At 57.6% G+C, this 11,619-nt stretch carries 8 protein-coding genes; all 8 read right to left on the minus strand.

Annotated features, from left to right (window positions below; translation table 11 throughout):
- Nucleotides 1–48 precede the first annotated feature (48 nt).
- A complete protein-coding gene (locus I2I01_RS05385; RefSeq protein ID WP_196285377.1) occupies nucleotides 49–1,926 on the minus strand; it encodes a right-handed parallel beta-helix repeat-containing protein in 1,878 nt (625 codons plus the stop codon).
- A 148-nt stretch (nucleotides 1,927–2,074) separates the two neighbouring features.
- Entirely contained in the window at nucleotides 2,075–3,472 is a 1,398-nt protein-coding gene (locus I2I01_RS05390; RefSeq protein ID WP_196285378.1) for an alpha/beta hydrolase family protein, read from the minus strand.
- 181 nt (nucleotides 3,473–3,653) lie between these two features.
- The gene (locus I2I01_RS05395) at nucleotides 3,654–4,784 is read right to left on the minus strand and encodes a sialidase family protein (protein ID WP_196285379.1); all 1,131 of its coding nucleotides are present in this window, start codon (nucleotides 4,782–4,784) and stop codon (nucleotides 3,654–3,656) included.
- Nucleotides 4,785–4,810: 26 nt separating this feature from the next.
- Nucleotides 4,811–6,046, minus strand: a complete 1,236-nt coding sequence (locus I2I01_RS05400) for a glycoside hydrolase family 88/105 protein (RefSeq protein ID WP_196285380.1) — start codon at nucleotides 6,044–6,046, stop codon at nucleotides 4,811–4,813.
- A gap of 256 nt (nucleotides 6,047–6,302) precedes the next feature.
- On the minus strand, nucleotides 6,303–9,059 hold the full coding sequence (locus I2I01_RS05405) for an alpha-L-rhamnosidase (protein WP_196285381.1): 2,757 nt from the start codon (nucleotides 9,057–9,059) through the stop codon (nucleotides 6,303–6,305).
- Between the two features lie 286 nt (nucleotides 9,060–9,345).
- Nucleotides 9,346–10,026: a hypothetical protein gene (locus I2I01_RS05410; protein ID WP_196285382.1), complete on the minus strand. Its 681-nt coding sequence runs from the start codon at nucleotides 10,024–10,026 to the stop codon at nucleotides 9,346–9,348.
- Between the two features lie 14 nt (nucleotides 10,027–10,040).
- Nucleotides 10,041–10,982, minus strand: coding sequence for a hypothetical protein (locus I2I01_RS05415; RefSeq protein WP_196285383.1), 942 nt, complete (start codon nucleotides 10,980–10,982; stop codon nucleotides 10,041–10,043).
- A 141-nt stretch (nucleotides 10,983–11,123) separates the two neighbouring features.
- On the minus strand, nucleotides 11,124–11,591 hold the full coding sequence (locus tag I2I01_RS05420) for an acyltransferase family protein (protein ID WP_196285384.1): 468 nt from the start codon (nucleotides 11,589–11,591) through the stop codon (nucleotides 11,124–11,126).
- Nucleotides 11,592–11,619: the final 28 nt, after the last annotated feature.

Below are 11,619 nucleotides of genomic sequence, written 5' to 3' on the forward strand. Positions count from 1 at the left end.
GCGCCACGCGAGATGCTTCGCTGCGCTCTGCATGACGTTTTAGGTTATTCATTTCTGGGCTGATACTTTCTTCAAATCCTGATAAGCTGCCTCCAGCCCCGCTGCCTGCTTTATCGCCTCGCTTACCATCGGCCCGTTGTTCTTCCATACATTGCCTGGCCCGTTGGCATTGGCCAGGAACTTCTCGGCCGGGCACCAGTTGTCCTGCACAGTGATGTTGGACGAGCCTTCGTCGAGGTAGAGGTAGAACCAGTGGTCGGGGTCGTGCACGTAGGGCGCCCGGCCGATTTCATCCACCCGGTTTTCGCTGATGAGAGTACCCGGCTGAGCCGAGAGCGTGTATACGCCAGCCACGTCGTAGGTATGCTGGGCGTAGTGGTGCACGTAGTTGGCTAGCACGCGGTTGTCGCGCATAACGTTGGCGGTTTTGGTCCAGCCCCACCCCAGGCTTATGCCAGTGTAAGGCACCTGCGAAACTTCATTGTGGCGGATGGTGGTACTCCGCACGAAGCCCGCCGCAATGCCCACCGCGCCCCAGTCCTCATTGCCGCAGTCGGTAATAAGGTTGTTTTCTATCAGCTCGTTGGTGCAAATTTCCCGCTCGTCCTTTGGGTTGTAGGGCAGATGGGTTTCCACGCTTTCATCCGAAAACTTGCCAATTTGCATACCATTCACAGCCACGTCGCGGAAGGTGCAGCCAGTAATTACGTCATCGTGGGTACCGCTTTGGTAGTCCAGGCCCGTCGCGCCCATGTGCAGGAACTGGCAGCGTTCGAAGCGGGTGTGGTCCACCGCTTGCATTTCCACCCCGGCCGGTGGGCGGCCTATCCAGGCTTGGTTTTCGAGGCCGGCCTTGTCTGGCGTGCCGGGCTTAGCCAGCGAGTAGCCATCCAGCAGATACATGCCCGCCTGCAAGGGCACGTGGCCCTGCTCAGAAGGCCGCAGCCAAGTGGTGTAAGCAAACGTCAGGCCCTTGAACTGCACGTAGCCCACCGGCTGGTCGAGGGTGCCGGCTACCCGCACCACCGTTTCTAGGGCGGGCGCTACTACCTGGGCGGTAGCCAGGTTTTCGCCAGAGCGGGGCCAGTAATATACCTGGCCGTGTGGAGCGTCATAAAACCATTCGCCGGGCTGGTCGAGCAATTCGATGGCGTTGGTCAGATAAAAGGCCGAGCTGCCGTTTTTGCCGTTGATAATGGGCCGCGGCCAGGGATGCTCAAACTGGATGCGGCTTTCGGGCTCCTGAAACGTCACGCGGGCTTTGTCTCCTTGCACAGCCAGGGTTTTCACACGCAGCACGTTCACGGCCCACATCTGGTGCAGCACCATTTCCAGTTGGCCGGGTTGCTTTATGCCACCTAGGGCAGCAGCCGGCACGGTTGTTTCGCGCTTGTCAGTGTCCCAGGTGAGCAGGCGGGGCAGGTTATCGTTGTTGGGCGTGCGGGCGCGGGTGGCTTTATAACCGTTCACCCACAGCTGGCGAAAATCGAGGGCGCGCCCGCCCAGCAGCGGCGCGGCGGCTACCCACACCTGGCTTTGCGCCGCAGCCGGCAAGCCCGCGATTTTACTAGCCGCTTTGTGCCAGCCCGCTACCGACACGCCGCCACTCAGCACCGGCCGCTCGCCAGGCGCGGCGGCTACTACCGTAGGGCTGTCGGCTGTACCCGCGTCTTCGGGCCGGAAAAACCACGTCTCCGCCAGTTGGTACTCGCCGCCCTTCAACCAGATATGCACGCCACCAGTCACTGAGGCATCGTGCAAGCGACGCAAATTACGGGCATGGCGCAAGGCAGCATTTGGAGTTGCCAACGGCTGCGCTTGGGTACCGGGGTTGCGGTCCGAGCCAGTGGGCGCCACCCAGATGTCGGCGGCATGGGCTGGCGCAGCGGCGAGCAGGCTGAGTGCAATAAGTAAGCTTCGAGTCATTCTGAAAGTAGCGTGGACTCTGCGAGTCCGCGTAACGAGCGCAGCGAGTATTGCCAGCCGCACTTGAATTAAGTTTGAAATTGAACGGCGCAGACGTGGATACTCGCTGCGCTCGTTGCGCGGACTCGCAGAGTCCACGCTACATCGTTCATCGGGCAGCCGTCAGCTTATTAAATTCTGTTTGCAAGTCCTCGAAGCTGTGCAGCGCGTTGGCCGGCAACCCCTCCCCTTTCGGTCCGAAAACAAACTGTGCTTCCTGCTTTTCTACCGTCACGTGCGACTCATCCAGCTTGCCGGTTTTGTCCTCGGCGGCGGCCAGGTTCAGACCCAGGTTTTTGGCCATAAACTCGTACATGGCCTGCCGCTTCGAGGGGCCGTAGTCGTGGACTTCCTTGGGCAAGTGCACGTTTTGCACAAGGTCAGTTTTGCCGTAGTAGCCGTATATCTTTTGGAGATAGGGGTAAGCGACTTCGGGCGTTTGGGCAGTCCAGTCGCCGCCGTCGGTGATGGCGAGTTGGGGGCGTGGGGCGGCCATCGCGGCGATTTCGGCGTTGTTGGTACCGTTGCCGCAGAGGTGCACGGGCTGGCCGCTTTCGCAAGGGCAGCCGCCGCTATGGTAGGTCGAGAGCATTACCACGGGCACACTCACCTTGATGCGGTCGTCGAGGGCCGTGAGCAGCATGGTTTGGCTGCCGCCGCCCGAGCCGCCCGTGATGGCAACGCGGGTTTTATCAGCGTCTTTCAGCGACAGCAGGTAGTCTAGGGCACGCTCGCCGTTCAGGGCTTGCACCGTCATGGCGAGGCTGCGGCGGTGGTCTTCGCCCTTGAATTGCAGCAGCGACTCGCCCCAGGCAAAGAGGTCGTAGCTGTACACCATCGCGCCCATGCGGGCCAGCGTGGCGCAGCGCAATTGCGCATCGGCCCGGTAGCGCCCGTCGCCGAAGTGCCCGTCGGGACTGATGATGACCGGGATTTTACCCTTGGCCTTAGTGGGTTTGTAAATCGAGCCGGTCATGTAGTAGCCCGGTAGCGTTTCGATAGCCACATTCTCCACCGTGTAGCCGTCGAATTGACGCTTGTTGGTAATGATGGGTTTGCTGGTTGGCTTGGCCGGCATAGGCGACAGCCGTAGCGCCGACCACATGCAGCTGCGCAGTTCGGCTTTACGCTTTTCCCAGGTGGCCGCGTCGTGGTACTGACTGGCCAGTTGCGCCAGTTGGGCGGCGCCTTCGTCGGGTGTTTTGAGATGGTATTGGAAGGTTTTGAGCTTGTAGGTTTTGTCGCCGGTTTTCGCCGCCTGGTAGTCGAAGGGGGCCAGCACGCTGCGCAAGGTTTCGTCCACGTCGGGGCGGAAACGCCACTCGGCGTAGGTCACGTACTTATCCTTTACCATGGCCGCATCGGGCCGGATTTTCACCCCATAACGCTGCTGAATTTCCTCCAGCACCTGCTGCAACGGCTCGCGGTACTGGTCGTCGGAGTTTTGCGCCTGGGCAGCGGTGGTGAGGAAAAGTGAACCTAGGAGCAGGCGGAAGAATCTGGACATGGGTGGGAATGCTGTTGGTGTTTGAGGTGCCGCGCTAACGGAGCGCCTCACCCCCTAGCCCCCTCTCCGAAAAGGAGAGGGAGAACTAGCTCTAGTTTTAGCCTTAGCTCTAATCTGGTGGTCGTCCGGCTCCCCTCTCCTTTTCGGAGAGGGGGCCGGGGGGTGAGGCGCCTCGTCAGGCTCAATCTTTCGTAATCTCTGCCGTGCCTTCTGGCGCTGTGTAGCCTTTCATGGCCGGCCACACGCCGTTTTCAATCTTCACCAGCTTCATCTTTTTGGGGTCGAGCACGGCGTGTTTGATGCGCTGGCGGCGCCAGGTATACACGAAATGCACCAGCCCGTCCTTGGTCTGAATCACCGAGGGGTACGAGTACTGGCTGATGGGTGAATCCTCCAGAATAGCCACCGCGTACCACTCTTTGCCGTCTTTTGATACGGCCACGTTGAGGGGGGTGCGGGGGCCTTTGGCAAGGGTGCCGGGGGGTAACACGTGGTTGTAAACCAGCAGCTGGCGGCCGTCTTTCAGGGTCACGGCGTCGGTGCCGGAGTTGTTGTTGGGCAGGGTGGTTTTAGCGAGGGGCGACCAGGTTTTGCCCTGGTCTGTGGACCACGTTTCGAGGATGGCGCGGTCGCGGCTGCGGCAGAGGGCTTGCAGGCGGCCGTCTTTGTAGGTGAGAATGCTGGGCTGAATCGCGCCCTGGGTTGCGCCATTCGGCACGGGCGCGGTTCTAGTCCAAGTCTTGCCAAAATCTGGCGTGGCCTCAAAGTGTACCAGCCAGCCGCCGCTGCCCTCGGTGCTGGTGGGCGAGAGCAAAGTGCCGTTTTTGAGCAGCACGGGCTTGTTTTTAACCGGCCCGATGTAGCCTTCCGGCAGCGCCTGGGCCGCCGACCACGTCAGGCCGTTGTCTTTGGAGGTGCGCAGCCAGCCCTTCCACTCCGAAGGTTTTGGGCCGATTTTGTAAAACAGCAGCAACTCGCCGCCGGGCGCCTGGTAGAGCACCGGGTTCCAGGTGGGGTAGCGCAGGGTTTCGTTTTGGATGCCGTTGGCCACCTCCACGGGGGCGGTCCAGCGGCCATTTTCCTGGCGGCTCACCCAGATGCCCACGTCGGGATTGCGCTCCTTGGTACCGCCAAACCACGCGGCCACGAGGCCCTTCGGTGTCTCGGCGATGGTGGCGGCGTGGCTCTCAGGGAAGGGCGCTTTTTCGAAGATGAATTCGTCAGTGACGATGCCCTGTTTCCACGGCTGCGTTTGGGCCGATGCGCCGTGCGCAAGCAGCCCGAGGGCCAGTAGCAAAATGGGGTTTCTCATGGCGGTACGTTGGATGGCCGGAGCCGCTATTTATTGAGTTCGAGGCTGGCCAGAATGAACGGCCCTACCCCCTTCAAATCGTTGATTTTGATGCGCTCGCCCACGTAGTATTCGTAGGAGCCGTTGCGCTCGGTGCCGGGGCCAAGGCCGGCTACTTCGCACACTTGCAGCAGGTTGAGCTCGCCGTCGGGCTTCACCTCAATGAGCTTGGATGTGATGCCGTCGAAGCCTTTTTGGGCCACCGGGCGGTACTTCTTGTTCAGATAGCCCTTGTTCACACCCTTGGCCAGCGTGTACACGAACATGCCCGAGGCCGACGCCTCCAGGTAGTTGCCGGGCTGGCCGCCCTTGTCTACCACCTGGTACCAGAGGCCGCTGGCGGGGTCCTGGTATTTCTGAATGGCGACGGCCAGTTGGTCGAGCACCTGCACCAACTTGGGGCGGTCGGGGTGCTTGGCGGGGAGGTAGTCGAGCACATCGACCAGCGCCATGCCGTACCAGCCGATGGCGCGGCCCCAGAAGTTAGGCGACTGGCCGGTTTGCGGGTTGGCCCAGGCCTGCACGTGCTTCTCGTCCCAGCCGTGGTAGAGCAGGCCGGTTTTGGGGTCGCGCAGGTGCTTTTCGAGCAAGAGCAGCTGCTTGGCCGCCTCGTCAAACCCGGCTGGCTCCTTGAAATACGCCGCGTACTGCGCCACGAAGGGGCTGGCCATGTAGGCGCCATCGAGCCACATCTGGCTGGGGTACTTCTTCTTGTGCCAGTAGCCGCCGTCGCTGGTTTTGGGCTGTTGCTGAAGCTCCGCGTGCAGCTTTTGCAGGGCTATTTTATATTTCTCCTGCTTGGTATCGGTGTAGAGCTGAAACAGGAGCTTGCCCGAGTTGATGTTGTCGAGGCTGTTGTCCAGCGGCTTGTAATCTTTGTTGTGAATCTCGCCCTGGGCATCCACCATTTTATCGCCGTACTGCTGCAAGGCGGTGCGCAGGCGTGGGTCGTGGGTCTGGTGCTCCAACGCCTCCAGCGCGTGCATCAGCAGCCCCTGGGTATAGCCCCAGGAATCACCTAGGGCGGGGTCTTGCAGCCACGGGCTCCGCTTCAGCACCGACAGCGCCATCCGCTCCGACCACTTGGCGGTGGAGGGGATTTGCGTGATGGTGGGCGCTGGGGTTTGGGCGTGGGTGGCTGGGGCGGCTAGTAGCAGCGCAGAAGCTAGTGCTACGGCTTGCCCAGTCGCTTTCAGCTTAGTTATAGCGAAGGATTTAGTCATTAAATGGAAGTCGGAACAATAGAATGTGTGCGGTAATACAGGAAGCTCGCCCAACGGGGCGCCTCACCCCCTAGCCCCCTCTCCGAAAAGGAGAGGGGGAACTAGTTTTAATTCTAGCTCTAGTTTCAGTAAGAAAGGCGTCCGGCTCCCCCTCTCCTTTTCGGAGAGGGGGCCGGGGGGTGAGGCGCCCCGTTGAACGGTGCGATAGAGATGCTTCGCTGCGCTCAGCATGACGGTTGCTTAATTGATTCATTCTCTACTGCTTCGCCACAAACGCATACTCCCCCGAGCCAACTTCAAATACCGCCCTACCCCCTTCCAGCCGCAGGAACTTCACCCCAGCCGCGCCAGAAACCTTTTTGCCGCCTTCCATCACGTCCTTCGCATCCTTAGCCGGCACGTACACCAGCGCCTTGGCATTGCCCGGCACCGTGATGTTCCAGGTGAAGCGCTTTGCATCTCGCGTCCAGCTACTGCGTACTAGGCCGCGCACCGAGTTATAAGATGCTTGCACCGACGTCAGCCCGTCAATCAGGGCGGGTTTCATTTCCAGTTCTTGAAAACCCGGCGCGGCCGACTTGATGCCCGCCAGGCTCTCGTAGTCCCAGATGATTAAATCGCCGAGCAGCATCACGTGGTTTTGGGAGTTCATGGCGGGGTCGGCGGTGTTGCCGTTCCAGAGCTCCCAGATGGTGGTGGCGCCGTTGGCGGCCATATAGCCCCAGCTCGGGTAGTCGCGGTTAGTGGCCAGTTTGTAGGCAATATCGGGCCGGCCCTCGGCGGTGAGGCCGCGCATGAGCCACTGCGTGCCGATGACGCCGGTGCTGATGTGGCCCTTGTTTTCAACCAAGATTTTATCGGCGATGTTCTGGAACACCTTGCCCCGCTCGGCGTCCGGCGTCATGCCGTAGGCCAGGGGTAGCAGGTTGGCCGTCACGGTGTTGTTGGCGTACTGCTGGTTTTGAGCGTTCAGAAACTTCTGGTTGAACGCGTCCTTGATTTTGGCACCTAGGGCGGCGTATTCCTGCGCATCAGCGGGCTTGCCGAGCACGGTGGCGAAGCGCTCCATCAGCGTCAGCATGTGGTAGTAGGTGCTGGTGGCGATGACCTCGCCGCTGGTGTTGCGGGCGGGGTCCTGCGAGTGAATCAGCTTCTCCGATTCGGGCGGCACGCACCAGTCGCCGTACTTGTCCTTGGTCACAAGGTAGCCGGCAGTCATGTAGTTGGCGCGCATGTAGGCGAGCCAGCGGCGCATCGAGTCGTAGTGCATAGCAATGGGTTGGGCGTCGCCGTACTGCGCATACAGCATATCGGCGATGGTGAGGTAGGTGCCGGGCCAGGTCACGTTGTCGCCGTAGTAGCGCCAGAAGGCGGGGGCCACGTCGGGGATGCTGCCGTCGGTTTTTTGGGCCTGCGCAATGTCGTCGAGCCACTTCGCGTACAGCCGCGAGTTGTCAAACACGAAGCTCTCGCCGTAGGCCCCGGTGGTGCGGTCGCCGAGCCAGGGCTGCCGCTCGTTGCGCTGCGGGCAGTCGATGGGCATGCCCTTGTAGTTGCTCCTGATGCCCCAGTAGGCGTTCTTATACACCTGGTTGATGGTGGCGTTGGAGGTCACGAACTCGCCCGTCGTGGCCAGGTCGTCGTACACCACGCGGCCGTCGAAATCGGCCAGCGTGGGCGTGCCGGGGTAGCCACTGATTTCGACGTAGCGGAAGCCGTGGTACACAAACGTCGGCTCCCAGGTTTCGCGGGCGCCGCCGCGCAGCGTGTATACGTCGGTCACGCGGGCGTCGCGCAGGTTGGCCACGTACAGCTCGCCGGTTTTTTGCAGCGTCTCGGCAAAGCGCAACGTGATTTTCTGGCCCCTAGGCCCCGTGGCGCGCAGCCGCAGCCAGCCGGCCATGTTCTGGCCCATGTCGAGGATGAACTTGCCTCCCGCCAGCGGCTTGAGGGCCACTGGCTTCAGGGTTTCCATCACCTTCATGTTCTCGTTCATCTGGGCCTCGAAAGCGCCGCCGGGCTCCTGCACCAGCTCGGCCTTGCCCCACTTTTGGGCGTCGAAGCCGGCGGTGCTCCAGCCGGGCATTTCCTTGGTGGCGTCGTATTCTTCGCCGTCGTACTCGTTGTTGGCTCGGATGGGGCCGTCGGCCGTGGCCTGCCAGGTTTCGTCGGTTTTCACGACCTCGTGGCTGCCGTCGGCGTAGGTCACATCCAACTGCATTAGCAGCTTGGGGTAGCCGAAGGTCTTGATTTTGTACGGCTTGTAGTGCTGCCGCATGGCGTAGAAGCGACCGTTGCCGAGCACGGTACCTAGGGCGTTGGCGCCCGGCCGCAGCAGGCGCGTCACGTCGAAGGTGTTGTACTTCACGCCCTGGGTGTAGTCGGTGGGGCCGGGCGCCAGCACCTGGTCGCCCACGCGCTGGCCGTTCACATACAGCTCGTACAGCCCCAGCCCGATGATGGACGCCGTGGCCCGCGTCACGGCCTTCGCGGCCTTGAACTCCTTGCGGAAATAGCGGGCCGACAGCCGGGCGTGGGTCGTCTCATCGTCCCACGGAAAGGCGCGGTCCAGCCCAATCCAGCGACCTTTCCAGTCGAGGTAGTTCAGCAGGCCCATGCTCCACTGCGCCGGCGCGCTCCAGGCGGTTTCGCCCTGGCTGGTCCAGGTGCGCACCTTCCAGTAGCAGCGCGCCTGGCTGCGTAGCGGCGCGCCCCCGTAGCCCACGTGCACCGACTGCCCCGCGGCCACCTTGCCCGAGTTCCACAAGTCGCCCTCGTCGGCCGCCAGCTTCTCGGGCGTGGAGGCCACCATCACCTGGTAGGCCGTTTGGGTGAGGCCGCGCGCCGGCCCGCTCAGCTCCCAGCTCAGGCGCGGGGCGGTGGCGTCGATGCCTTCGGGGTTGGTTAGCAGTTCGCAGCGCAGCCGCTGAAGCTGCACAGCGGCGGGCGGCGCGGCCCGCAAGACCGTGAGCGACAAACAAGTAAGTAGCAGAAACAGAAGTCGGGCAGTCATAGTCGGAGCCTCCCCCCTGCGCTCGCTCCTAGGTAGAGCAAGTGCCTCGGCCACCGGGCCGGCTGGGGGGTGCGCAGGGCGCAGTTCGGCACCCACATAGTTCGGACTTTTTTGCTTCCCGTTATTCTAGGATGTTAGCACGAATCTAGTCGATTTGTGCATGGTGTGGTGAGGATGGTGGAATGGGAAATCTAGATTTTGTCTAGTTGCGATTTAGATAGCGTTTAAATCGTGAATTAAAAACTCACAATGATGCCAATGACTAAAATTATAATGTAGAAGTATGCTAAACAGCACCTTGTACTATAGGCGCAATTTCAGATATCCATTCTCTTTTGATTGGATATTCCTCAAGAAAAGCAGAAGTAACATACTCCAATGGTGTAACACGCTTCTTAAAGGCATTGTAGATATTCATATCAATATCCTTTCCTCTTGCGTATTCTTGCAATAACAAGTCATAGCTAGCCATATTACCTAAGGAAGAACTATTCCAATCATCCAATTCAAGATAAGAATCAACTTCAGGCATAAAACCAGAAAGAGTATTTACACAAAATGAAACACAAGTCCCAAGTTCAGGCAGCCCATTTTTACTAATATATTCACCCTTGGAATTATAATTAGATTTATCAGCAAAAAACGCATACATTATATTTGACTTTCCACATATCCATCGACATAAATCTAAAAATCCTTCGACTTCATTAACATCATCAACCCTTATTTGAGAAAATATTTTATAGAAATACCAGCCGTGCTCGTCAAAGTCATCTTCCACAACAGGAAGAGTAAAACTAGGATAATGATATAAGAAATTTCGACCCTTTAGTCTTATTAAAATTGCAGCATGACCGAACTGCTTCAATTCATTAACTTTAGCTGCTAGCGCAACGAAGCTATTCGGCAGTGACTCATCATTAAATCTTTTCAGGTTTTTGATGATATACGACTCTTCAACTTTCATACTCAGTGTCAGTTCTAATACGAGTGTTGCGTGTTACCATTCTTCAAAACCGTGGCTAGGTCATCATAAAGACTCGCAATAGCTTTTTCATGTCTTAAAGGTTTGAGAATAAATAAAATAGTTCTGATTATCCCTCTATCACTTAACGCATGATTGTAAAGACGCATTATCCTAGAGATTCGCGGCGAAGCTGCTCCAAACTTAGTAAGAGTCGATATTAAGTCCTCACGAAGTTTATTAAACCTTTCCGATGATTCGCTATCAGTATACTCATGATAAAGCGCCTGAAATCTTTCAAATTGCTCCTCGTCTTTGTATACATCAAGCAACCGCATTGTAACATCCTTCGGTTTTTTCCATTGCCGAACTGCTGAAACGAATACTGTAGAATAAAGAAGCTTTGAAAACTTTCTAGCTTCGGCTTGTGAGCAACTTATACCTAAAGGTTTACCTTTTTTCGGTTTAATATGAATATTAGTAACATTCATACCGCCGGATTCATAAATCATTCCGCGCACAAAAACAACCTCTTCTTGTAATGGTGGGTCTGCTTGTTGTTTCGTGATAAACCTTTTAGATTTAAATTTTTCAGTCAGATTAACTATTTCGTCTTGGTGCTTCAGATTTACCTCGTATGATAGGCCATTCTCACTTATTCTTTTACGTATCAGATTAAATACCTTAACAAGATTATCACTTTCAGATTCACTGTTAACAACATCAAGAATTTCATCAGAAGCAGAATTGTCAGCTTCTGGAAGAGTCAGTATATTATCGATTGCGTTACCAGTATCAAGTATTTTTATATGTGAGTCTTCGCTATGAGCCCTAGCGTACTCGGTGAAAGATTCTATAAAAACTTTCACAGATTGAGCTGCATCAAGTGACATATTCGTCAATGATGGCGCTGACCCGTCTTTCTCGCGGGTTATTTTAATTGAAAGCTCGTCAGGCATAAATCATTTATTTTCAGCAATTTAATCTAAAATCATTCTAAATATCCAACTGTCGATACGAAATTTGGACCAGCAGGGAGGAAATATAAGGTAGAATAGGCCAAAGCACTCATAACATCAGCATAGCAGAGGAATCCTCTACTAAACCGCACCCACTAGTACCCTCTTCCTCAACCACTCCCGCACCGGCTCATCGTATAATTTCAAGCACCCATACGCCAGCGCCACCGCCGCCAGATAGACCAGCGCCGCCACGGGCAAGCCCTCGCGCAAGGACACTTTATGGGTAGCGACCCAGGCCGTGTAGGTGTAGATGAGCGGGTAGTGCGTGATGTAAATCGGATACGAAATATCACCTAGGAAGCGGCACAGCCGCTGGGCCGCGCCCGAGCGCACCGCCCCGCTGGCTCCGAAGAAGATGATAGCGGGGAAGACGAAAATGATGCAGAGAGCATCGTAGAGCCCATTTTGCCACAGCTGCGCGGGGCTGCCGATGCGGGGCATGGCCAGCACCACTACCACCGCCAGGCTGCACCACCAAAAGGCATGCTGCACCGGCCGCAGCCGCGCCAGCCGAAATAGCAGCCCCGCAAAAAACGGGTACGTCATGCGGGCGAAGCCGATGTGCAGCTGCTCG

Origin of the sequence: Hymenobacter properus, from assembly GCF_015694735.1 — a bacterium.
Classification (GTDB): Bacteria; Bacteroidota; Bacteroidia; order Cytophagales; family Hymenobacteraceae; genus Hymenobacter; species Hymenobacter properus.

Excerpts from the sequence above, each read along its gene's own strand:
- I2I01_RS05415 (WP_196285383.1), bottom strand. The coding sequence starts at position 10,982 with ATGCCTGACGAGCTTTCAATTAAAATAACCCGCGAGAAAGACGGGTCA.
- I2I01_RS05400 (WP_196285380.1), bottom strand. The coding sequence starts at position 6,046 with ATGACTAAATCCTTCGCTATAACTAAGCTGAAAGCGACTGGGCAAGCC.
- I2I01_RS05410 (WP_196285382.1), bottom strand. The coding sequence starts at position 10,026 with ATGAAAGTTGAAGAGTCGTATATCATCAAAAACCTGAAAAGATTTAAT.
- I2I01_RS05390 (WP_196285378.1), bottom strand. The coding sequence starts at position 3,472 with ATGTCCAGATTCTTCCGCCTGCTCCTAGGTTCACTTTTCCTCACCACC.
- I2I01_RS05420 (WP_196285384.1), bottom strand. The coding sequence starts at position 11,591 with ATGACGTACCCGTTTTTTGCGGGGCTGCTATTTCGGCTGGCGCGGCTG.
- I2I01_RS05395 (WP_196285379.1), bottom strand. The coding sequence starts at position 4,784 with ATGAGAAACCCCATTTTGCTACTGGCCCTCGGGCTGCTTGCGCACGGC.
- I2I01_RS05385 (WP_196285377.1), bottom strand. The coding sequence starts at position 1,926 with ATGACTCGAAGCTTACTTATTGCACTCAGCCTGCTCGCCGCTGCGCCA.
- I2I01_RS05405 (WP_196285381.1), bottom strand. The coding sequence starts at position 9,059 with ATGACTGCCCGACTTCTGTTTCTGCTACTTACTTGTTTGTCGCTCACG.